This window comes from Nocardioides pollutisoli, from assembly GCF_040045055.1.
Lineage (GTDB): Bacteria > Actinomycetota > Actinomycetes > Propionibacteriales > Nocardioidaceae > Nocardioides > Nocardioides tweenelious.
Genome location: NZ_JBDZDU010000001.1, coordinates 3,600,654 through 3,622,154, shown reverse-complemented (window position 1 = coordinate 3,622,154; position 21,501 = coordinate 3,600,654). Strand labels below are relative to the sequence as shown.

Genomic DNA, 21,501 nt, shown 5'->3' with positions numbered 1-21,501 from the left:
GTCAGGCCTTGCGCAGCAGGGCCAGGAACATCGCGTCGGTGCCGTGCCGGTGCGGCCACAGCTGGACGGTGCCGGGCAGCGGTCCGGCGCAGTCGGGGACCGCCAGGTCGATGGACTCCAGGGCGACGTCGTCGCGGCTGGCGAGGACGGACTCGACGACACCGCGGGTCTCGGCGAGCACCGGCGAGCAGGTGGCGTAGAGGACCACGCCGCCGGGGCGGGTCAGGTCGAGGGCCGCGGACACCAGCGCCTGCTGGAGCGGGACGAGGCCCTCCAGGTCCTCGGGACGTCGCCGCCACCGCGACTCCGGACGCCGACGCAGGGCACCCAGCCCGGTGCACGGCGCGTCGACGAGGACCCGGTCGAAGGCACCGGGAAGGTACGGCGGAGCGGTGCCGTCGGCCGCCACCACGCCGGCCACCCCCGCGGCTCCAGCGAGCGCGCGGCGGACGAGGCCGGCCCGGTGGACCTGCCTCTCGGAGGCGACCAGCAGCGCACCGCGCTCGGCCGCCAGCGCGGCGAGCAGCGCCGCCTTGCCGCCGGGTCCGGCGCAGAGGTCGAGCCAGCGCTCGTCGCGGCCGGCGACCGCGGCCGTCGCGGCGACGACGGCGACCAGCTGGGAGCCCTCGTCCTGCACACCGGCGCGGCCGTCGGCGACGGCCGGGACCTGGCCCGGGTCGCCGCCGTCGAGCACGACGCCGTACGGCGAGAAGGGGGTCGGCTCTCCGGGCAGCTCGGCGCGGTCGACGCGACCCGGACGGGCGACCAGCGTGACCCGCGGCGGGGCGTTGTCGGCCGCCAGCAGCGCGTCGAGCTGGGAGTCGTCACCGAGCGCCGCACGCAGCTCGTCGACCACCCATGCGGGGTGGCTGGACGCGGTGGCCGCGTCGGGCGCCACCTCGGCCACCCAGGCGGCGAGGTCCTGGCGGGAGACCTTGCGCAGCACTGCGTTGGTGAAGCCGCCGGCGCCGGCGCCGACCTTGTCGCGGACCAGGTCGACCGTGGTGCTGATCGCGGCGTGCGCCGGGACCCGCATCGCGAGCAGCTGGTGGGTGCCGAGCCGCAGCCCGTCGAGCACCTTCGCCTCGACCTTGGCCAGCGGCCGGTCGATGGAGGCCGCGAGGATCACGTCGTACAGGCCCTGCCAGCGGATGGTCCCCGAGGCGAGCTCCGTCGCGAACCCGGCGTCGCGACCGCTCAGGCCGTACTTCCGCAGGGTCGAGGGCAGCACCAGGTTGGTGTAGGCGTCGTCGACCCGGACCGCCTTGAGCACGTCGAACGCGGCGAGCCGGGCGGGGTCGACCTTCGAGGTCTTGCGGGAGCGCTCAGCCATCGCCGAAGTGCTTCTTCCGCAAGGACACGGGCGCCTTGGCCGCCCAGGCGTCCGTGATGATCTCGGCGAGCTCGTCGCGGTCGATCTCCGCGAGCCGGCTCTCCTGCACGAGGACGGCGTTGTAGCCCTTGAAGTGGTCGATGGTGAAGAACGGCAGCCGCTCGTCGTCGACGAGGGACTGCTTCTCGACCGCGTCGGCGACGGTGATGACGAGCAGGTCGTCGTACAGCTCACCGGTCTCGGGATCGACGGCGGTCTTGTGCGGCGCGCGGTAGAGCAGGAAGCCCTTGCCTCGCACCTTGTAGGTCGGCCGGTCACCCCACGAGGTGCCGAGCTCGACCTCGGGCAACGACCGGCAGATCAGGTCGATGTCGTCAGGACCTGCGGGTCGGCTCATGACGTCAGCCCGCACCAACCACGAAGCCGGACTCGAGCCGCAGCCCGCGCGCCCAGTCGGCGGCGGGCATCTGCTTCTTGCCGACCGCCTGGACGTCACCGAGGCGTACGGCGTGGGTGCCGGTGCCGACCAGGAGCATGGACTTGCCGACGGCGACCTCACCGGGCGGGAGCTGCTGGTCGGTGAGGGTCACCGGGCCGAGCTTGAGCCGGTCGCCGTCGTACGTCGTCCACGCGCCGGGCGCGGGCGTGCAGGCGCGGACCTGCCGGTCGATCGCGATCGCGGGCTGGCTCCAGTCGACGCGGGCGTCGTCGACGAGCACCTTGGGCGCGAAGGACAACCCGTCCTCCTGCTGGGGACGGGCGTCGAGGCTGCCGATCTCGAGGCCGTCGAGGGTCGCGACGAGCAGTCCGGCGCCACCCTCGGCGAGCCGCGCGAGCAGGTCGCCTGCGGTGTCCGTGGGCAGGATCCGCTCGGTCATCACGCCGAACGTCGGCCCGGCGTCGAGCTCCTTGACGATCCGGAACGTCGTGGCACCGGTGACCTCGTCGCCGGCCCAGATCGAGTGCTGGACCGGGGCCGCGCCGCGCCACGAGGGCAGCACCGAGAAGTGCAGGTTGACCCAGCCGAGCGCAGGGATGTCGAGGGCCGACTGCGGCAGGAGTGCGCCGTACGCGACCACGGGGCAGCAGTCGGGCGCCAGCGCGCGCAGCTCGGCCTGGAACTCCGGGTCGCGCGGGTGTGCAGGCTTGAGGACGGGCACGCCGAGCTCCTCGGCGCGCAGCGCGACCGGGCTGGCGACGAGCTTGCGACCACGACCGGACGGGGCGTCGGGGCGGGTGACGACCCCGACCAGCTCGTGCGGCGAGGCCGCGATGGCGTCGAGGGACGGCAGGGCGACCTCGGGGGTGCCGGCGAAGACGACCCGCATCAGAGGGCGCGCCCGAACGTCGGGTGCGGCGAGACCTTGACGGCCGGCTGCTCCAGACCGAACCACTCGGCCTCGCGGATCGCCTTCATCGCGGCCTTGCGGGCCTCGGCGTCGAGCCGGTCGACGAAGAGCACCCCGTCGAGGTGGTCGGTCTCGTGCTGGATGGCGCGTGCGAGCAGGTCGGAGCCCTCGATCACGACGGGCTCGCCGTACATGTCGAAGCCGCGCGCGACGACCGAGAGGGCGCGCTTGCAGTCGAAGGTCAGGTCCGGGATGGACAGGCAGCCCTCGGGGCCGTCCTGCTCCTCCTCCGAGAGGTCGAGGCGCGGGTTGACGAGGTGACCGAGCTCGCCGTCGACGTGCCAGGTGAAGACGCGCAGCCCCACGCCGAGCTGCGGCGCGGCGAGGCCGGCGCCGGGCGCGTCGAGCATGGTGTCGGTGAGGTCCTCGACCAGGCGGCGCAGCTCCTTGTCGAAGTCGACGACCTCGAGAGCCGGCTTGCGCAGGACCGGGTCGCCGAAGAGGCGGATCGGCTGGATGGGCACGGAACTCCTAGCAGTCAGGCGGGAGAGCCAGTCTAGGGAGGTCACCCGCCGTTCAGGTTGCCTGGCTACCTTGAGCAGCATGCTCCAGGACGTGCGCGAGTACATCGACCGCCTCCACATCGACGGCCACACGATCGGCGAGGACCACGACGATGACCCCGTCCTCATCGACCCGGACGGGCGGGCGGTCGACACCTGGCGGGAGAACTACCCGTACGACGAGCGGATGCCGCGCGAGGAGTACGACGAGGCGAAGTACGTGCTCCAGGTCGAGCTGCTGAAGTTCCAGCGCTGGGCGGCCGACACCGAGAGCAAGCACGTGCTGCTCTTCGAGGGCCGCGACGCCGCCGGCAAGGGCGGCACCATCAAGAGGTTCATGGAACACCTCAACCCGCGCTACGCCCGCACGGTCGCGCTGACCAAGCCGAGCGACCGCGAGCAGAACCAGTGGTACTTCCAGCGCTACGTGAAGCACCTGCCGACCGCCGGGGAGGTCGTCCTCTTCGACCGCTCCTGGTACAACCGCGCTGGCGTCGAGCGGGTCATGGGCTTCGCGGCCCCGCCCGAGTACGAGCAGTTCATGGCCCAGGCGCCGCTCTTCGAGCGGATGCTCGTCGACAGCGGCATCTCGCTCACGAAGTACTGGTTCTCGGTCACCCAGTCGGAGCAGCGGACCCGCTTCATCATCCGCCAGGTCGACCCGGTGCGGCAGTGGAAGCTCTCCCCCATCGACCTCGAGTCGCTGGACAAGTGGGACGACTACACCGAGGCCAAGGAGGCGATGATCCGGCGCACCGACACCGAGTGGGCGCCGTGGACCACGATCAAGAGCAACGACAAGAAGCGGGCGCGCATCAACGCGATGCGCCACTTCCTCTCGCAGTTCGAGTACGACGGCAAGGACGCCGGGATCGTGGGCACCCCCGACCCGCTCATCGTCCAGCGCGGCATCGACGCGGTCGGCGACTGACCTAGAGCGTCTGCGGGTCGACCTGGATGCGGACGGCGTCCAGCTTGCGGCTCGACCGGACCCGTTGCAGCTCACCGAGCGCCCGCGACAGGGCGGCACCCTGAGCCCGCGGGACCCGGACGACCATCCGGCTCTCCCCCTCGCCGACGTCGACCGGGCCGAGCAGCTCCGCGTCCGCGGGAGCGGCGAGCAGCGTGATGGCGTCGTCGACGGCGCCCGGCTCGCCGGTGATCGTCGCCAGGCGGCTGGCTGGAGGGAGGTGGGCCTCGACCCGCTCGGCGGTCTCGCGCGCGGCGTAGCCGGCGGAGTCCCACCGCACCAGCGACTGCAGGGCGGGATGGCTCGGGTCACCGACCGCGACCACCCGCCCACCGGGAGCCACGAGCCCGGCCGCGTTGGCCCAGCGACGCAGCGCCTCCTCGCCCGCGCGCAGGTCGACCCGCGAGAGCAACAGCCAGGTGTCGAGGAGCACGACGGCGGCGTACCCGGACGGGGCCAGGGGCTCGGCGCCGGGCGTGGCGACCACGACCTGCGGCCTGCCGTCGACGGTGGCGAGGACGCTCGAGCCCGAGCTCGTGCGGACAGGTGTGTTGGGGAACGCACGACCGAGCTCCTCGGCGGTGCGCGCATCGCCCAGCACGGGCGCGCGGAGCCCTCGGTGTCCGCACTCGCCGCAGGCCCAGGCGTCCGCGACGGTGCCGCACCACCGACAGGCAGGAGGCGTGGTCGGGCCGGTGAGCGCGAGCGGACCCTGGCAGGCGGCGCAGCGCGCTGGGGTGCGACAGCGCTCGCAGGCCAGCGACGTGACGTAGCCGAGCCGCGGTGTCTGGACGAGCACCGGCCCGATCTCGAGGGCGTCGCGGACGGCGGTGTGGACCTCGCGCGGCATCCGTCCGGAGCGGGCCTGGGAGTCGCGCGCGAGCGCACTGTCCGAGGCACCGGCGATCGAGACCGTCACCCGGCGGCGCACCTCGTCACGGTCGGGGCCCAGCTCCCGGGCCCAGCCGGTGCGGACCAGGTATTCGGCCTCGACCGTGCGCACGAAGCCACCGAGCAGGGCGGCCGCGCCCTCCCGCTCGGCCCGCAGGAGCAGGGTCTCGCGGGTGTGGGGGTAGGGCGCGCGTGGCTCGGCGTGGAGGTCGTCGCCGTCGTCCCAGATGACGACCAGGCCGAGGTCGTGGACCGGCGCGAATCCGGCGGCGCGGGTGCCGACCACGAGCCGCCGGGCTCCCCGGCTGATGGCCAGGAAGTCGCGGTAGCGGCGAGCCGGACCGGAGTCGGCGGTGAGCGCGACGTGGTGACCGGTGCCGAGCAGGTCCGTCAGGGCACGGTCGACCCGGGCGACGTCCTTGCCGTCCGGGACGCACACCAGCGCCCCGCGACCGGACGCGTAGGCGGCCGCCATCGCGTGGGCGACCAGCACCGGCCAGTCGGTGGCCGGGGCAGCTCCCCACACCGCTCGGGGACTGCCGCCCTCGGCGAGGTGGCGCAGGAACGCCGGGCCGGGCTGGTGGTCGGCCCAGGCCAGCTCACCCGCCGCGGGGTCGTGCTGCCACGGGCCGGCCGGCGGCGACTCCTCGCGCTCGGTGGTGGCGTGCCGGCTCGGCACGGCCAACCGGAGGACGTCGGAACGCGCGCCGGCGTAGCGCTCGGCCACCTCGGCGCTCAACGCCGCGATCTGCGGGGCCAGCACCGGCTCGGCGCTGACCACGCGGCGCAGGGGTGCCAGGCGGCCGGCGTGGTCCGAGGCGGGCACGCGACCGACGACGTAGCCGTCGACGTCCTGGCCGGCGAACCGCACCTTGACCCGGGCGCCCGCCACCGCGGTGTCGGCCATCGCGGCCGGCACCGTGTAGTCGAACGGCCGGTCGAGGTGGGCCAGCGGCAGGTCGACGAGCACCTGCGCGACCGGGTCGACCTCAGCCGGCTCGGCCTCCGCGGCCTTCTTGGCCCGCGTCGCCCGGGCCTTCGCCTGCGATGCCTTGACCGTCGCCCGGACCATGCCCGGCAGCAGCTCGGGCTGCTGCTCGGAGGGGTCGGTCATGGGCGCAGTTCTACCAGCGGCCGGGGACGGCCCAGAAACACGTCGACCCGCCCGAAAGTTTCGGGCGGGTCGACGAGCAGCTTCGGGCGGGCCGACTACAGACCGGCAGCGGCCTTCAGGGCGTCGGCGCGGTCGGTGCGCTCCCAGGTGAACTCGGGGAGCTCGCGACCGAAGTGGCCGTACGCCGCGGTCTTGGCGTAGATGGGACGCAACAGGTCGAGGTCGCGGATGATCGCGGCCGGGCGTAGGTCGAAGACCTCGAGGACGGCCTCCTGGATCTTCTCGTCCGAGACCGTGCCGGTGCCGAAGGTCTCGATGAAGACGCCGACGGGCTGGGCCTTGCCGATCGCGTAGGCGACCTGCGCCTCGCAGCGGCGGGCCAGGCCCGCCGCGACGACGTTCTTGGCGACCCAGCGCATGGCGTACGCCGCGGAACGGTCGACCTTCGACGGGTCCTTGCCCGAGAAGGCGCCGCCGCCGTGGCGGGCCATGCCGCCGTAGGTGTCGACGATGATCTTGCGACCGGTCAGGCCGGCGTCGCCCATCGGGCCGCCGACGACGAACCGACCGGTCGGGTTGACCAGCAGCCGGTAGCCGTCGGAAGGGATGGTGAACGTGTCGAGCACCGGGTCGATGACGTGCTTCTTGATGTCGGCCTCGAGGGCGTCGAGCTCGGTCTCCTCGGCGTGCTGCGTCGAGAGCACCACGGTGTCGACGCGGACGGGGCGGTTGTCGGCGTCGTACTCGATGGTGACCTGGGTCTTGCCGTCGGGCCGCAGGTAGTCGAGCGTGCCGTCCTTGCGGACCTCGGAGAGCTTCTCGGCGAGGCGCTGCGCGATCACGATCGGGAGGGGCATCAGCACGTCGGTGTCGTCGCACGCGTAGCCGAACATCAGGCCCTGGTCGCCGGCGCCCTGCTTGTCCATCGCGTCGACGGAGCCGGTGCGGCTCTCGTGGCCCGTGTCGACGCCCTGGGCGATGTCGCCGGACTGGCCGCCGATCGCGACCATCACGCCGCACGAGGCGCCGTCGAAGCCCTTGAGCGAGGAGTCGTAGCCGATCGCGAGGATCCGGTCGCGGACCTTCTGCTTGATGTCGACGTAGCCGGTCGTGGTGACCTCACCGGCGACCACGACGAGCCCGGTCGTCAGGAGCGTCTCGACGGCGACCCGGCTGTGCGGGTCCTGCTCCAGCATGGCGTCGAGGACGGAGTCGCTGATCTGGTCAGCGATCTTGTCCGGGTGACCCTCGGTCACGGACTCCGAGGTGAAGAGACGTCCAGTCACAAGCAGCACTCCTGTTATCTGAGATGGCGTGTGGCACACGATAGCCAGCGTCCCGGATCGCGGGACGCCGGTCTCAATCCTGCAGCCTGGTGGCGACTTCGTCCCAAATGACGTGGGCCAGCACGCTCTTCGACCCGCGCGGGACCTCGACGACCGCCCCGTCGGCGCCCAGGATCACGGCCTCGTTGTCGGGGCTGCCGAAGACCGCTCCCCCGCTGACGTCGTTGACGACGAGCAGGTCGCAGCCCTTCCGGGCGAGCTTGGCGCGGGCGAGCTCGAGGACCGAGCCGGTCTCGTCGCCGGTCTCGGCGGCGAAGCCCACGATCACCGAGCCCGCGTGGGAGCGGTCGGTGCTGATCTCGTGGAGGATGTCGGGGTTCTGGGTGAGCTCGAGGCTCGGGGCCGAGCCGTCGGCGGCCTTCTTGATCTTGGCCTCGCTGGTGCCGACCGGCCGGAAGTCGGCAGGGGCGGCCGCCATCACCACGGCATCGGCGGACGCCGCGGCACCCACGACCTCCTGGCGGAGCTGGGCGGTGGTCTCCACCCGGACGACCTTGACGCCGGCCGGGTCGGGCAGCGTCACGTTGGCCGCGACGAGCGTGACCTCGGCTCCGCGGGCAGCAGCCGCGCGGGCGAGGGCGTAGCCCTGGAGGCCCGAGGAGCGGTTGCCGAGGAAGCGGACCGGGTCGAGGTACTCGCGGGTGCCGCCGGCCGACACGACGACGTGGCGACCGCTCAGGTCGAGCGCACCGACGCCCCGGGCCAGGACCTCGCGACAGGTCTCGAAGATCTCCCGCGGCTCGGGCAGCCGGCCCTTGCCGGTGTCCTTGCCGGTCAGGCGGCCCTCGGCGGGCTCGATGACCAGCGCGCCGCGCGAGCGCAGCGTGGCGACGTTGGCCTGCGTGGCGGGGTGCTCCCACATCTCGGTGTGCATCGCCGGGGCGAAGACCACCGGGCAGCGCGCGGTCAGCAGCGTGTTGGTGAGCAGGTCGTCGGCGAGCCCGTGGGCGGCCTTCGCGAGCAGGTCGGCGGTCGCCGGGGCGACCACGACCAGGTCGGCCGACTGGCCGATCCGGACGTGGGGCACCTCGTGGACGTCGGACCACACGTCGGTCGACACCGGCTTGCCGGACAGGGCCGCCCAGGTCGGGGCGCCGACGAACTCCAGCGCGGCCGCGGTGGGTACGACGGTGACGTCGTGGCCGGACTCGGTGAACTGACGGAGCAGCTCGCACGCCTTGTAGGCGGCGATCCCCCCGGAGACCCCGAGAACGACACGGGGCCGCGTCCCCTGGGGGGAAGCGGCCTCGTGGACGGGGCTGGTGGTCACCTGCGCGACTCGAGCATCACTCGTTCGACGAGAAGCCCGCGTCGGCGGCAGCGGCCTTGGCAGCGGCCTCCTCGGCGGCGAGCTCGGCCGGGTCGATGTCCTCACAGGTCAGGAGGTCCTCGTTGATCTCGCGCAGCGCGATCGAGAGGGGCTTCTCCTGGACGTGAGTGTCGACCAGCGGGCCGACGTACTCGAGCAGGCCCTCGCCGAGCTGGGAGTAGTAGGCGTTGATCTGCCGCGCGCGCTTGGCGCTGTAGAGGACCAGCTCGTACTTGCTGTCGGTCTTGGTGAGCAGGTCGTCGATCGAGGGGTTGGTGACGCCCTCGGCGGCGATGTTGGGAGCAGACACGCTTGGATGCCTCACAGATCTGTTGGGGATTGCACCATCAAGGCTACCAACTGCTCGGCTGCATCGTGAACTTCGTGGTTGACGATCGTCACGTCGAACTCCTCCTCGGCCGCCAGCTCCTCGCGAGCGGTGACGAGCCGACGCTCGCGTTCCTCCTCCGACTCGGTCCCCCGACCGACCAGCCGGCGGACCAGCTCGTCCCACGACGGCGGCTTCAGGAAGACGAAGAGCGCGTCGGACATGGTCTCGCGGACCTGGCGCGCGCCCTGCAGGTCGATCTCCAGCATCGCGGGCCGGCCCGAGGCCAGCGCGAGGTCGACCGGCTGCCGCGGCGTGCCGTAGCGGGCGGACTTGTGGACCACCGCCCACTCGAGCAGGTCGTCCTCGGCGATCATCTTGTCGAACTCCTCGTCGGAGACGAACCAGTAGTGGACGCCGTTCTCCTCGCCCGGACGTGGCTTGCGCGTCGTCGCGGACACGGAGATCCACACCTCCGGGTGCCGGGAGCGTACGTCGGCCGCGACGGTGCCCTTGCCGACGGCGGTCGGTCCCGCGAGAACGACGAGACGCGAGCGGCCGCTGGCGTCAGTCACGCGCCGCGAACTCCTTCTCGAGCGCCGCGACCTGCTTGGCACCCAGACCTCGGACCCGACGGCTCTCGGCGATGCCGAGCTTCTCCATCAGCTGGCGTGCGCGGACTTTGCCCAGGCCCGGCATCGACTGCAGCAGGTCGACGACCCGCATCTTGCCGATGACCTCGTTGCGCTGACCCTCGTGGAGGACGTCGGAGATCGACGCCCCGGAGTTCTTGAGGCGGTTCTTCACCTCGGCTCGCTCCCGTCGGGAGGCGGCGGCCTTGTCGAGCGCCGCCTGGCGCTGTTCGGGAGTGAGCGGGGGCAGGGCCACGTGCGCGGGTCCTTCTATCGAGGGTCGGTGCTGGTGTCGGGTCAATCTAGTCAGAACCCGACCGGGCCAGCAATCGGACCGCTGCCCGGGTCGGCACGCGGTGAGCAATCCCACCTCACTTCGACACGCGTTCGGCGAAGGTCCGCCGATGTTCGGCCGATGAGCGCATCAACGGGTCGCCAACGGACTGGCGACCGGCCCGGAGCACCCGGGCCAACCTTCCATGGATGGGAGCCAACCCATGATGCGCACGGCACTGGTGGCCGCCGCAGTGGTCGCCGCCCTGTCGGCACCGACGGCGTCCGTCGCCGACATCCCAGTCCCCGCTGACCCGGCGGGTGCGAGTGCAGCGCCCTTCGGCGCTCCGCTGCCGGCCACGACGCAACGCGTGCTTCCCCAGCGGCTCCTCATGCGTCAGGTGCCGACCCAACGGGTGGCCGGCCTGACCCAGCACGTCAAGCCGTCGTGCACCGGCGACGGTACGGACGGCGACCGGGTGCAGGTGCTCTACGTGCACTCGTCCGCAGCGCCGCCCGGACTCGGCCGGAAGCGCGACCAGATCCTCGACGAGGTCCGCACCGTCGACGACGTCTTCGCAGCCTCGGCGGCCAAGACCGGAGGCGGGCTACGGGTCCGCTGGGTCCACGGCGCCCGCTGCGTCCCGGTCATCGACGACGTCACCGTGTCACCGGCCGCGATCAAGGACGGCTGGGACGTCATGCAGACGGAGCTGCGCGCGCTCGGCTACGACCGGAGCGACCGCAAGTACCTCGCCTTCACCGAGTCGACGAGGAACTGCGGGCTGTCGGACGGCAACGTGCCCGGCTCGATCTCTCGCGTGGACGCGCCCTGCTGGCCCCTGACCGGCACCGCGATCGCCGCGCACGAGCTGGGCCACGGTCTAGGTGCGGTTGCCGGCGACGCGCCGCACTACTCGGGGTGGGGCCACTGCAACGAAGCGGCGGACCTGATGTGCAACGGCGAGCAGGGCGACGACGACCCGGTGGTGCGCACCTGCCCGTCGTGGCAGCGGAACTGGTTCGACTGCGGCAACGACGACTACTTCTCCACGGACCCGGCGCCCGGTTCCTACCTGGACTCCTCCCGCAACATCGCCCGCTCTCCGTTCCTCGACACCGTCCCAGCGCTCCCGGCGCCACCCGCGGTCCGGGTGACAGCGGCGCCGGCGGCCGCGACCGGTTCCCGCACCCGGCAGGGTCAGACCGTCACCGTCCGGGCCGTCGCCGACGAGTCGGTGACCGGCTGGAGCTTCCCGAACGTCGCCGGCTCGTGCCGCCTCGTGACGTCGTCCGACGTGTCGCGGGTCGGTGGGAGCGCGACGTACTCGTGTCTCCAGAAGGAGGGCAGCACGGCGTCGATCACCGTCCAGGCCCTGGGAACAGGTGGGCGGGTCGGCTACGGGTCGGGCCGCGTGGTCCTGAGAACCGCGCCGGTGAGCGTCGAGGTCGCCGGGCAGCCGGTGGCCGGGCAGCCGTTCACGGTGCAGGCATTCGGCGGCGACGACCACGTCTTCTGGCGGTGGGCGGCCGCTCCCGGCTGTCGGAAGAGGGTCCACGGCCCGGTGGCGGACTTCACCTGCCCGCCCCGCATGTCGGGCAGCTCGATCTCGCTGGGCGTGACCGCCTTCCGGCTCAACGGCGATCCGGTCTCCGCGCGCCGCACGGTGCGGCTCGCCGGCTGAGCACCGCGGCGCTCAGAGGGTCAGGGGCGTCTTGCAGACGTCGCGGGCCTGCTGGTCGAGGTCCTGGAAGGCCCGCAAGGTCGTCCCGCTGCCGAGCTCCTTGGCGGCGGCGTCGATGGTCGCCTTCTGCTCCGCGGTGACTCCGGCGGGCGGCTTGTCGCGGTCGTACGTCGCCGGGTCGACCCCGGCGTCGTCGAGAGCGTCGCGCAGCGCCTCGATCCGGCTGACGACCTGCTGCCACTCGTCGGTGATGTCACCGGGGGCCTTGTCCTGGAGCTCCTCGAAGATGTCCAGCGCGTCGAGCAGCGCGTCGGGCTCGCCGGAGCCCACGACCTCGCTCAGGTGCTGCTGGTTGTCGGCGACCGCGTCGCAGTAGTCGTCCTTCGAGTCACCGCAGCCGACGAGCAGCGGGAGGAGCAGCCCGAGGACCGCGACGCGTCTCACGCGCGCAGCTCGTCGTTCGTCCGCAGGACCAGGTCACGCATCGCGTCCTGGTCTGGCCCGAGCCGGAGCACCTCGCGCGACGAGCTCGGCAGCACGGCGGCGGCCGCGCCGAAGAGGCGGCGTACGTCGGCCAGCGTGCCGCCCTGGGCACCGAACCCGGGCGCGAGGACCGGACCGTTGAAGGCGAAGTCCTCCGTGGCATCGCCGATGGTCGCCCCGATGACCGCACCGAAAGAGCCGAGCGGCTCGGCGTCGGCGTTGAGCCGGCGGAGGTGGTCGAGCATCAGCCCGGCGACGGTGCCGCCGCCGTCGACCGTCGCGTGCTGGACCTCGGGGCCCTCCTTGTTGGAGGTGAGCGCCAGCACGAAGACACCGCCGTCGTGCTTGCGAGCGGTGTCGAAGATCGGATCGAGCGACCCGAAGCCGAGGAACGGGCTGACCGTGATCGCGTCGGACGCGAGCGGCGAGGACGGGTCGAGGTAGGCGTCGGCGTAGGCCTGGCTCGTGGAACCGATGTCGCCGCGCTTCACGTCGAGCAGCACCAGCGCGCCGGCGGCCCGGGAGTCGGCGATCACGCGCTCGAGGACCGCGACGCCACGGCTGCCGAAGCGCTCGTAGAACGCCGACTGGGGCTTCACCACGGAGACGTGCGCGGCGACGGCCTCGACCGTGGTGAGCGCGAAGCGCTCGAGCCCGGCCACGTCGTCGTCGAGCCCCCACTCGTGGAGCAGACCGGCGTGCGGGTCGATGCCGACGCAGAACGGGCCGCGATCGGCGATCGCGGCGTGCAGGCGGGCTCCGAAGGTCACTGCGGGACGTCCTCTCGGGTCAGGTCCGCTGCCAGTCTCGCAGCGGTGGTGGGGTCGTGGAGCAGCGCCGTGCCGACCTGGATCGCGACGGCGCCCGCGTCGAGGAAGGTCCGGGCGTCGGCCACGGTGACGATGCCGCCACCTCCGACGACCTGGACGTCGGGCAGGGCGGCGTGGACCTCGACGACGCAGCGCAGCGCGATCGGGCGGACGGCCGGCCCGGAGAGTCCGGCGGGTCGCCCGTCGGGCAGCGCGCCGGGCTGGGAGTCGCCGACCACGACCGCCGCGGCCCCGGCGTCGACGACCGCGCGGGCGGTCTCGACGACGCGGAGCAGGTCGGGGCGGAGCTTCGCGAGGACGGGCAGACCGCGCGGAAGGTCACGCTGGACGGCGGCGACCACGCTGGCGGCCTGGAACGGCTCACCGGCGACGGCCACCTCGATCGCGGACAGACCCGGCGCGCGGCCGAGGCGGCGCGCGAGCTCGGCGTACTCCCCCAGGCTGCGGGCGGCGATCGACACGACGACACGGGTGCCGGAGCGGACCAGCCAGGGCAGCTCGGTGGCGAGGAAGTGCTCGAGGCCGGGGTTGGGTCCCTCGGCGTGCAGGAGACCGGACGGTGTCTCGACGACGCGGGGGGCGTCGGCGCCGTCGCGGGCGTCGAGGGAGATCGAGCGGGTCACGAAGCCGCCGAGCGCGGCGAGGTCGACGTACGGCTCGAGCTCGCGGCCGGTGCCGCCGCAGCCCGAGGCGACCAGCACCGGGCTGGCGAGGGTGAGTCCGGCGAGATCGGTCACGTCAGCTCACCCCACCGGACCCGGTCGCCACGGAGGACGGGACCTTCGGTGCAGCCGCGTACGACGCGCGCCACACCGTCCTCGCCGACCACCGGCACCGGGCAGCCGTGGCACAGCCCGGTCGCGCACGGGTGGGCGACCTCGACCGCGGTCTGGCTCCAGGCGCCGTGCTCCTCGGCGGCCTGGGCGACGGCGTGGAGGGTGTCGTGGGGTCCGGCGGCGTAGACGACCTCGGCCTCGGAGCGGGCCAGCGCCTCCTTGACCACGTCGGCGACCCGACCGCGCTGGCCGACCGAGCCGTCGGCGGTGACGACCGTGACCGCGCGTGCGGAGCGGCGCGCCTCGAGCGCGGAGAGCAGGTGCGCCTCGTCGCGGCCGGCGACCAGCAGGGTGACCGAGCAGCCGCGCTCGCGGAGCCGCTCGGCCAGGGGGAAGAGCGGCGCCGCCGACCAGTCCTCGCCGACGAGCAGGCAGCTCACCGGCTCCTTCGGGAGCGCGAAGGGTCGACCGAGCGGTCCGGTGAGGGTCAGCTTCGCGCCCGGCTTGAGCGAGGCCAGCCAGGTGCCGCCGGCACCGGAGGGCTCGACGACGAGCTGGACCGCGGCGCCGTACCCACCGACGGTGCGGATCCGGTGGATCCAGTACGAGCGGCGGGCGAGGTGCGCCGAGTCGCCCAGGGTGACGCTGACGAACGTGCCGGGGCGGAACCGCTCGGGCACCCCGGGGGCGACCAACGTCAGGTGGAGGTAGGCACCGACCCGCTTGGCGTCGAGCACCTCCCCCGTGACGTGCACCGTCATGCCCGGACGCCTCCCGCGATGCGTCGCGGCCACAGCGGGCCCTCGTAGATGAACGCGGTGTAGCCCTGCAGGAGGGTCGCGCCGGCGTCGAGCCGCGCCTGCGCGTCCTCGACCGTGGTGATCCCGCCGACGCCGATCAGGGTGAGCTCGGGGCCGACCCGGTCGCGGAGCAGGCGCAGCACGTCGAGCGAGCGTGCCGTGAGGGGCCGGCCGGAGAGGCCGCCCGCACCGATCTCCTCGACCTTCGCGGCGGGTGTGCGCAGGCCGTCGCGCGAGATGGTCGTGTTGGTGGCGATGATCCCGTCGAGCCCGATCGCGAGGGCGAGGTCGGCGACCGCGAGCACGTCGTCGTCGGACAGGTCCGGGGCGATCTTCACCAGCAGCGGCAGGCCGTCGGCGATCGTCTGCACCGCGGTCAGGATGGGCTCGAGCTTCTCGACGGCCTGGAGGTTGCGCAGGCCGGGCGTGTTGGGCGAGCTGACGTTGACGACCAGGTAGTCGGCGTACGGCGTGAGCAGGCGCGCGGACTTCTCGTAGTCGCGGACCGCCTCGTCCTCCGGAACCACCTTGCTCTTGCCGATGTTGATGCCGAGCACCGGGCCGGGTCTCGATACGTCCGTCGTTCGTTCCTCACGACGGCCTACTCGACCACCGAAAGACTCCGCGCGGGCCTTCAACCTGGCGGCCACGACCTCCGCGCCGTCGTTGTTGAAGCCCATCCGGTTGATCACGGCCCGGTCGTCGGTGAGCCGGAAGAGCCGCGGCTTCGGGTTGCCCGGCTGCGCCTCCCCCGTGACCGTGCCGACCTCGACGTGACCGAAGCCGAGCGCCCCGAGGGCGTCGATGCCGACGGCGTTCTTGTCGAAGCCCGCGGCCAGCCCGAGCGCGTTGGGGAAGGTCAGGCCCAGCGCCTGCACCGGCTCCCCCGGCGTACGCCGCAGGGCCAGGACCGGCTTGGCCGCCCGGATCGCGCGGAAGCCGGTGTGGTGCGCCTTCTCGGGGTCGCTCCGGGTCAGGACGTGGTCGAAGAGGGCCCGATACATCAGCGGCGTGCCCAGTCCTGCAGCGACCGGACGCCGATGTCGCCGCGCTCGAGGGCCTCGATGCCCTGCACGGCCGCGCCGAGACCCTGGACCGTGGTGATGCACGGGATGTTGGCCATCACGGCGGCGGTGCGGATCTCGTAGCCGTCGAGCCGGGCCGACGAGCCGCTGGCCGAGCCGTTGGGCGTGTTGATCACCAGCTGGATCTCGCCGGCCAGGATCAGCTGCACGGTGGTCTTCTCGCCGTTCGGCCCCTCGCCCTCCCAGTGCTTGCGGACCACGGTGGTCTGCACGCCGTTGCGGCGCAGCACCTCGGCGGTGCCCTGGGTCGCGAGGATCTCGAAGCCGTGGTCGGCGAGCACCTTGATCGGGAAGATCATGTGCCGCTTGTCGCGGTTGGCCATGCTCACGAAGACCTTGCCGCTGGTGGGCAGCGGCCCGAACGCGCCGGCCTGGGCCTTCGCGAACGCCGAGCCGAAGTCGGCGTCGAGGCCCATCACCTCGCCGGTCGACTTCATCTCCGGACCGAGCACGGTGTCGACCTGCTTGCCGTCGGGCGTGCGGAACCGGTTGAACGGCATCACCGCCTCCTTGACCGCGATCGGCTGGTCGGCCGGCAGCGTGCCGCCGTCGCCCTCGGCCGGGAGCATCCCCGCGGCGCGCAGCGACGCGATCGACTCGCCCATCATCACGCGGGCCGCGGCCTTGGCGAGCGGCGTCGCGGTCGCCTTGGACACGAACGGCACGGTCCGGCTGGCGCGCGGGTTGGCCTCCAGCACGTAGAGGACGTCGGAGCCGAGCGCGAACTGGATGTTGAGCAGGCCGCGGACCCCGACCCCGCGGGCGATCGACTCGGTCGCCGTCCGGATCCGGTCGATCTCGGCCTTGCCGAGGGTGATCGGCGGGAGCGCGCAGGACGAGTCGCCGGAGTGGATGCCGGCCTCCTCGATGTGCTCCATGACGCCGCCGAGGAAGAGGTCCTCGCCGTCGTACAGCGCGTCGACGTCGATCTCGACGGCGTCGTCGATGAAGCGGTCGACCAGCACCGGGTGGGCCGGACCGATCTCGGTCGACCGGGCGATGTAGCTCTCGAGCGACGTGTCGTCGTAGACGATCTCCATGCCGCGACCACCGAGGACGTACGACGGTCGCACCATGACCGGGTAGCCGATCTCGGCGGCGATCCGGTGGGCGTCGGGGAAGCTGGTCGCCATGCCGTACTTCGGCGCGGGCAGCCCGGCGTCGGCGAGCACCCGCCCGAAGGCGCCGCGCTCCTCGGCCAGGTGGATGGCCTCGGGCGAGGTGCCGAGGATCGTCACGCCGTTGTCCTTGAGCCCCTGGGCGAGGCCCAGCGGGGTCTGGCCGCCGAGCTGGCAGATGACACCCAGCACCGGACCGGTCTGCTCCTCGGCGTGCACGATCTCGAGCACGTCCTCGAGCGTCAGCGGCTCGAAGTAGAGGCGGTCGGAGGTGTCGTAGTCGGTCGAGACCGTCTCCGGGTTGCAGTTGACCATGATCGTCTCGTAACCGGCCTCGCTCAGCGTGAGGGCTGCGTGGACGCAGGAGTAGTCGAACTCGATGCCCTGGCCGATCCGGTTGGGCCCGGAGCCGAGGATGATCACGGCCGGCTTCTCGCGCGGCGACACCTCGGTCTCCTCGTCGTACGACGAGTAGTGGTAGGGCGTCGCAGCGGCGAACTCGGCGGCGCAGGTGTCGACCGTCTTGTAGACGGGCCGGATCCCGAGCGCGTGCCGCACGCCGCGGACGACGTCGGCCGACATGCCGCGGATCTTGCCGATCTGCACGTCGGAGAAGCCGTGCCGCTTGGCCAGGCGCAGCACGTCGGGCGTGAGCTCCGGGGCGGCGGTGACCTCGGCGGCGATCTCGTTGATCAGCATCAGCTGGTCGACGAACCACGGGTCGATCTTGGTGTGGTCGAAGACCTCCTCGGCCGTGGCACCGGCCCGGATCGCGTCCATGACCTTCTTCAGCCGGCCGTCGTGCGGGACCTCGATCTCGGCGAGCAGGGCCTCCTTGTCGAGCTCGACCCACTCCTGGTGCCAGTCGAAGACGGCGTCCTTGGACTCCAGCGAGCGCAGCGCCTTCTGCAGCGACTCGGTGAAGTTGCGGCCGATCGCCATCGCCTCGCCGACCGACTTCATGTGCGTCGTCAGCCTCGGGTCGGCGCCCGGGAACTTCTCGAACGCGAAGCGCGGGACCTTCACGACCACGTAGTCGAGCGTCGGCTCGAACGCCGCCGGCGTGCTCGAGCCGTCGGCCCGCATGGTGATGTCGTTGGGGATCTCGTCGAGCGTGTAGCCGATCGCGACCTTGGCCGCGATCTTCGCGATCGGGAAGCCGGTCGCCTTGGAGGCGAGCGCGCTGGAGCGCGACACCCGGGGGTTCATCTCGATCACGATGACGCGACCGTCGGCCGGGTTGACGGCGTACTGGATGTTGCAGCCGCCGGTGTCGACGCCGACCTCGCGGATGATGTCGATCGCCAGGTCGCGAAGGTGTTGGTACTCGCGGTCGGTCAGCGTCATCGCCGGCGCGACGGTGATCGAGTCGCCGGTGTGGACGCCCATCGGGTCGAAGTTCTCGATCGAGCAGATGATCACGACGTTGTCGGCCTTGTCGCGCATCACCTCCAGCTCGTACTCCTTCCACCCGATGATCGACTCCTCGATCAGCACCTCGGTGGTCGGGCTGGCAGCCAGGCCGGCGCCGGCGATCCGGGCCAGGTCGTCCACGCTGTAGGCGATCCCGGAGCCGGTGCCGCCCATCGTGAACGACGGCCGGACGACGACCGGGTAGCCGAGCTCGGCGACGGCCTTCTCGCAGTCGTCGAGCGAGTGGCAGACGAAGCTGCGGGCGGTCTCGCCGCCGACCTTCTCGACGATGGCGTTGAAGAGCTCGCGGTTCTCGCCGCGGTGGATCGCGTCGAAGCTGGCGCCGATCATCTCCACGCCGTACTTCTCGAGCACGCCGTTCTCGTGCAGCGCGATCGCCGCGTTGAGCGCGGTCTGTCCGCCCAGCGTCGGCAGCAGCGCGTCGGGGCGCTCCTTGGCGATCACCTTCTCGACGAAGTCGGGCGTGATCGGCTCGACGTACGTCGCGTCGGCGAACTCCGGGTCGGTCATGATCGTGGCCGGGTTGGAGTTGACCAGGATCACCCGGATCCCCTCGGCCTTGAGCACCCGGCACGCCTGGGTGCCGGAGTAGTCGAACTCGCAGGCCTGGCCGATGATGATCGGCCCGGAGCCGATCACCATCACGGACTTGATGTCCTCGCGGCGGGGCATCAGACTCCCTCGCTTTCGGTGGTCGAGTGGCCGGTGGTGAGGGACGAACCACCGGCGTATCGAGACTCCATGAGCTGCACGAAGCGGTCGAAGAGGTACGCCGCGTCGTGGGGGCCGGCGGCGGCCTCGGGGTGGTACTGGACGGAGAAGCCGGTCAGCTTCCCGTCCTGGCGCAGCTCGAGGCCCTCGACCACGTCGTCGTTGAGGCAGACGTGGCTGACCGTCGCGTCGCCGTACGGCGTGGTGGTGCTGCCCTCGAGCGGCGCGTCGACCGCGAAGCCGTGGTTGTGGGCGGTCACCTCGGTCTTGCCGGTGGTGCGGTCCATGACCGGCTGGTTGATGCCGCGGTGGCCGTACTTCAGCTTGTAGGTGCCGAAGCCGAGCGCGCGGCCGAAGAGCTGGTTGCCGAAGCAGATCCCGAAGTAGGGGATCCCGGCACCGAGCGCTCCCTGGAGCACCTCGACCTGGTGGGTCGTCGCGGCCGGGTCGCCGGGGCCGTTGGAGAAGAACAGGCCGTCCGGGGAGACCGCCTGGATCTCCTCGAGCGTGGCGGTGGCGGGGATGACGTGGACCTCGATGCCGCGCTCGGCCATCCGGTGGGGGGTCATCGTCTTGATGCCGAGGTCGAGGGCCGCGACCGTGAACTTCTTCTCACCGATCGCCGGGACGACGTAGGTCTCCCCCGTCGACACCTCGGACGCGAGCTCGGCGCCGGTCATCTCGCCCGACGCACGGACCCGCTCGAGCAGCGCGCCGGCGTCGGTCTCGATCGAGGAGATCCCGACCCGCATCGCGCCGCGCTCGCGCAGGTGGCGGGTCAGCGCGCGGGTGTCGATCCCGGAGATCCCGACGACGCCCTGGGCGCGCAGCTCGTCGTCGAGGCTGCGCTGCGAGCGCCAGCTGGAGACCCGGCGCGCGGGGTCGCGCACGACGTAGCCCGCCACCCAGATCCGCGAGGACTCCGGGTCCTCGTCGTTGACGCCGGTGTTGCCGATGTGCGGAGCCGTCATCACGACGACCTGGCGGTGGTACGACGGGTCCGTGAGCGTCTCCTGATAGCCGGTCATGCCGGTGTTGAAGACCGCCTCCCCGAAGGTCTCGCCCTCCGCGCCGTACGCCTGACCGGTGAAGGTGCGGCCGTCCTCCAGGACCAGGATCGCGGCGGTCATGCCAGCTTCCCGTCGAGCACGGTGGCCTTGCCGCGCAGGAACGTCGCGACCACCCGGCCGGGCAGCTCCATGCCGGCGTACGGCGTGTTGCGGCTCAGGCTCGCGGACTCGCTCGGCTCGATGGTGCGCAGCGCTGCCGGGTCGTAGAGCACCACGTTGGCGGGCTCACCCACCTCGACCGGACGGCCGTGGTCGGTGACCCGGCCGATCCGGGCGGGCGCGTAGGACATCCGCTCGGCGACACCGGCCCAGTCGAGCCTGCCGGTGTCGACCATCGTCTGCTGCACGATCGAGAGCGCGGTCTCGAGGCCGAGCATGCCGAAGGCCGCGGCCGCCCACTCGCAGTCTTTGTCCTCGTGGGGGTGCGGGGCGTGGTCGGTGGCGACGATGTCGATGGTGCCGTCGGCGAGACCCTCGTGCAGCGCGGCGACGTCGGTCGCCGAGCGCAGCGGCGGGTTGACCTTGTAGATCGGGTCGTACGTCGCGGCCAGGTCGTCGGTCAGCAGCAGGTGGTGGGGGCAGGCCTCGGCGGTCACGTTGACGCCCTTGGCCTTGGCCCAGCGCACGATGTCGACCGAGCCGGCGGTGGAGACGTGGCAGACGTGTAGCCGCGACCCGACGTGCTCGGCGAGCAGCACGTCGCGGGCGATGATCGCCTCCTCGGCGACGGCCGGCCAGCCGGCCAGCCCGAGGCGACCGGAGAGCTCACCCTCGTTCATCTGCGCGCCCTCGGTGAGCCGCGGCTCCTGGGCGTGCTGGGCGACGACGCCGTCGAACGCCTTGACGTACTCCAGCGCCCGGCGCATCAGCACCGCGTCGCTCACGCACTTGCCGTCGTCGGAGAAGACCCGGACCCGGGCGGCCGAGTCGGCCATCGCGCCGAGCTCGGCGAGCGCCTCGCCGCGCAGCCCGACGGTGACCGCACCGACCGGGTAGACGTCGCAGTAGCCGGCCTCGCGACCCAGTCGCCAGACCTGCTCGACGACACCCGCGGTGTCGGCGACGGGCTCGGTGTTGGCCATCGCGTGCACGGCGGTGAAGCCGCCCAGCGCGGCGGCCTGGGTGCCGGTCTCGACGGTCTCGGCGTCCTCGCGGCCCGGCTCGCGCAGGTGGGTGTGGAGGTCCACCAGGCCGGGGAGCGCGACCAGCCCGGTGGCGTCGATGACCTCGGCGTCGGCCGGTGCGATCGCCGCGTCGGCGATCACGCCGTCCTGCAGCAGCAGGTCGGTCGGCGTACCGCCCAGGACGGCGACGTTCTTGATCAGGTACGAGATGCTCATGCACGTACTCGCTTCGCTCCGTGCGCGCATGAGGCACATGGCGCGCTGTGTTGATTGGTGA

At 72.2% G+C, this 21,501-nt stretch carries 20 protein-coding genes; 2 read left to right on the top strand and 18 right to left on the bottom strand.

The features are described from left to right. Position 1: 1 nt before the first annotated feature. The 4 genes from ABLE68_RS17795 to def are packed head-to-tail and all read right to left on the bottom strand — an operon-like array spanning position 2 to position 3,206. Positions 2-1,333, bottom strand: a complete 1,332-nt coding sequence (locus ABLE68_RS17795) for an RsmB/NOP family class I SAM-dependent RNA methyltransferase (protein ID WP_348873172.1) — start codon at positions 1,331-1,333, stop codon at positions 2-4. Further along, positions 1,326-1,730, bottom strand: a complete 405-nt coding sequence (locus tag ABLE68_RS17790) for an MmcQ/YjbR family DNA-binding protein (RefSeq protein ID WP_348873171.1) — start codon at positions 1,728-1,730, stop codon at positions 1,326-1,328. The genes ABLE68_RS17795 and ABLE68_RS17790 overlap by 8 nt, the downstream gene beginning before the upstream one ends. Positions 1,731-1,734: 4 nt before the next feature. Then, a complete protein-coding gene (gene fmt, locus ABLE68_RS17785) occupies positions 1,735-2,661 on the bottom strand; it encodes a methionyl-tRNA formyltransferase (RefSeq protein ID WP_348873170.1) in 927 nt (308 codons plus the stop codon). Next, positions 2,661-3,206: a peptide deformylase gene (gene def / locus ABLE68_RS17780; RefSeq protein ID WP_348873169.1), complete on the bottom strand. Its 546-nt coding sequence runs from the start codon at positions 3,204-3,206 to the stop codon at positions 2,661-2,663. Before def ends, fmt begins: the two co-directional genes overlap by 1 nt. 79 nt (positions 3,207-3,285) lie before the next feature. Here def and ppk2 point away from each other — a divergent pair, with 79 nt between their 5' ends. Beyond that, the gene (gene ppk2 / locus ABLE68_RS17775; protein ID WP_348873168.1) at positions 3,286-4,176 is read left to right on the top strand and encodes a polyphosphate kinase 2; all 891 of its coding nucleotides are present in this window, start codon (positions 3,286-3,288) and stop codon (positions 4,174-4,176) included. Between the two features lies 1 nt (position 4,177). Here ppk2 and ABLE68_RS17770 read toward each other — a convergent pair whose 3' ends face one another. The 6 genes from ABLE68_RS17770 to mihF all read right to left on the bottom strand — a co-directional run bounded on the left by ABLE68_RS17770 (position 4,178) and on the right by mihF (position 10,091). Further along, positions 4,178-6,220: a primosomal protein N' gene (locus ABLE68_RS17770; RefSeq protein ID WP_348873167.1), complete on the bottom strand. Its 2,043-nt coding sequence runs from the start codon at positions 6,218-6,220 to the stop codon at positions 4,178-4,180. A gap of 95 nt (positions 6,221-6,315) precedes the next feature. Then, on the bottom strand, positions 6,316-7,506 hold the full coding sequence (gene metK, locus ABLE68_RS17765) for a methionine adenosyltransferase (RefSeq protein WP_348873166.1): 1,191 nt from the start codon (positions 7,504-7,506) through the stop codon (positions 6,316-6,318). A 73-nt stretch (positions 7,507-7,579) separates the two neighbouring features. Continuing rightward, a complete protein-coding gene (gene coaBC / locus ABLE68_RS17760; protein ID WP_348873165.1) occupies positions 7,580-8,836 on the bottom strand; it encodes a bifunctional phosphopantothenoylcysteine decarboxylase/phosphopantothenate--cysteine ligase CoaBC in 1,257 nt (418 codons plus the stop codon). Positions 8,837-8,852: 16 nt separating this feature from the next. Further along, a complete protein-coding gene (gene rpoZ, locus ABLE68_RS17755) occupies positions 8,853-9,185 on the bottom strand; it encodes a DNA-directed RNA polymerase subunit omega (protein ID WP_348873164.1) in 333 nt (110 codons plus the stop codon). A gap of 11 nt (positions 9,186-9,196) precedes the next feature. After that, a complete protein-coding gene (gene gmk, locus ABLE68_RS17750; RefSeq protein WP_348873163.1) occupies positions 9,197-9,778 on the bottom strand; it encodes a guanylate kinase in 582 nt (193 codons plus the stop codon). After that, positions 9,771-10,091, bottom strand: a complete 321-nt coding sequence (mihF, locus tag ABLE68_RS17745) for an integration host factor, actinobacterial type (protein ID WP_348873162.1) — start codon at positions 10,089-10,091, stop codon at positions 9,771-9,773. Before mihF ends, gmk begins: the two co-directional genes overlap by 8 nt. Before the next feature lie 241 nt (positions 10,092-10,332). On the opposite strand from mihF, the gene ABLE68_RS17740 reads away from it, so the two are divergent. After that, complete coding sequence (locus ABLE68_RS17740; RefSeq protein ID WP_348873161.1) at positions 10,333-11,793, top strand: hypothetical protein; 1,461 nt, start codon at positions 10,333-10,335, stop codon at positions 11,791-11,793. Positions 11,794-11,805: 12 nt separating this feature from the next. Here ABLE68_RS17740 and ABLE68_RS17735 read toward each other — a convergent pair whose 3' ends face one another. From ABLE68_RS17735 to ABLE68_RS17700, 8 genes are read right to left on the bottom strand one after another with little or no spacing between them, the layout of a single operon-like run. After that, positions 11,806-12,237, bottom strand: a complete 432-nt coding sequence (locus ABLE68_RS17735; protein ID WP_348873160.1) for a hypothetical protein — start codon at positions 12,235-12,237, stop codon at positions 11,806-11,808. Next, the gene (gene pyrF, locus ABLE68_RS17730) at positions 12,234-13,046 is read right to left on the bottom strand and encodes an orotidine-5'-phosphate decarboxylase (protein ID WP_348873159.1); all 813 of its coding nucleotides are present in this window, start codon (positions 13,044-13,046) and stop codon (positions 12,234-12,236) included. Before pyrF ends, ABLE68_RS17735 begins: the two co-directional genes overlap by 4 nt. After that, the gene (locus ABLE68_RS17725) at positions 13,043-13,843 is read right to left on the bottom strand and encodes a tRNA-dihydrouridine synthase (RefSeq protein WP_348873158.1); all 801 of its coding nucleotides are present in this window, start codon (positions 13,841-13,843) and stop codon (positions 13,043-13,045) included. Before ABLE68_RS17725 ends, pyrF begins: the two co-directional genes overlap by 4 nt. After that, positions 13,840-14,643 carry an iron-sulfur cluster-binding protein gene (locus ABLE68_RS17720; protein WP_348873157.1) on the bottom strand — a complete coding sequence of 268 codons (804 nt, stop codon included), beginning with the start codon at positions 14,641-14,643 and terminating at the stop codon, positions 13,840-13,842. The genes ABLE68_RS17725 and ABLE68_RS17720 overlap by 4 nt, the downstream gene beginning before the upstream one ends. Then, on the bottom strand, positions 14,640-15,686 hold the full coding sequence (locus ABLE68_RS17715) for a quinone-dependent dihydroorotate dehydrogenase (RefSeq protein WP_348873156.1): 1,047 nt from the start codon (positions 15,684-15,686) through the stop codon (positions 14,640-14,642). Before ABLE68_RS17715 ends, ABLE68_RS17720 begins: the two co-directional genes overlap by 4 nt. Then, positions 15,686-18,991 (bottom strand): carbamoyl-phosphate synthase large subunit, encoded by a 3,306-nt coding sequence (carB, locus tag ABLE68_RS17710; RefSeq protein WP_348873155.1) that lies wholly within the window; start codon positions 18,989-18,991, stop codon positions 15,686-15,688. The genes ABLE68_RS17715 and carB overlap by 1 nt, the downstream gene beginning before the upstream one ends. Beyond that, complete coding sequence (carA, locus tag ABLE68_RS17705) at positions 18,991-20,160, bottom strand: glutamine-hydrolyzing carbamoyl-phosphate synthase small subunit (RefSeq protein ID WP_348873154.1); 1,170 nt, start codon at positions 20,158-20,160, stop codon at positions 18,991-18,993. Before carA ends, carB begins: the two co-directional genes overlap by 1 nt. After that, positions 20,157-21,440: a dihydroorotase gene (locus tag ABLE68_RS17700; protein ID WP_348873153.1), complete on the bottom strand. Its 1,284-nt coding sequence runs from the start codon at positions 21,438-21,440 to the stop codon at positions 20,157-20,159. Before ABLE68_RS17700 ends, carA begins: the two co-directional genes overlap by 4 nt. Between the last annotated feature and the right edge of the window lie 61 nt (positions 21,441-21,501).

Coding starts and splice junctions, on each gene's coding strand:
- ABLE68_RS17795 (WP_348873172.1), bottom strand. CDS start 1,333: ATGGCTGAGCGCTCCCGCAAGACCTCGAAGGTCGACCCCGCCCGGCTC.
- ABLE68_RS17790 (WP_348873171.1), bottom strand. CDS start 1,730: ATGAGCCGACCCGCAGGTCCTGACGACATCGACCTGATCTGCCGGTCG.
- fmt (WP_348873170.1), bottom strand. CDS start 2,661: ATGCGGGTCGTCTTCGCCGGCACCCCCGAGGTCGCCCTGCCGTCCCTC.
- ppk2 (WP_348873168.1), top strand. CDS start 3,286: ATGCTCCAGGACGTGCGCGAGTACATCGACCGCCTCCACATCGACGGC.
- ABLE68_RS17770 (WP_348873167.1), bottom strand. CDS start 6,220: ATGACCGACCCCTCCGAGCAGCAGCCCGAGCTGCTGCCGGGCATGGTC.
- ABLE68_RS17740 (WP_348873161.1), top strand. CDS start 10,333: ATGATGCGCACGGCACTGGTGGCCGCCGCAGTGGTCGCCGCCCTGTCG.
- ABLE68_RS17720 (WP_348873157.1), bottom strand. CDS start 14,643: ATGACGGTGCACGTCACGGGGGAGGTGCTCGACGCCAAGCGGGTCGGT.
- ABLE68_RS17715 (WP_348873156.1), bottom strand. CDS start 15,686: ATGTATCGGGCCCTCTTCGACCACGTCCTGACCCGGAGCGACCCCGAG.
- carB (WP_348873155.1), bottom strand. CDS start 18,991: ATGCCCCGCCGCGAGGACATCAAGTCCGTGATGGTGATCGGCTCCGGG.
- carA (WP_348873154.1), bottom strand. CDS start 20,160: ATGACCGCCGCGATCCTGGTCCTGGAGGACGGCCGCACCTTCACCGGT.
- ABLE68_RS17700 (WP_348873153.1), bottom strand. CDS start 21,440: ATGAGCATCTCGTACCTGATCAAGAACGTCGCCGTCCTGGGCGGTACG.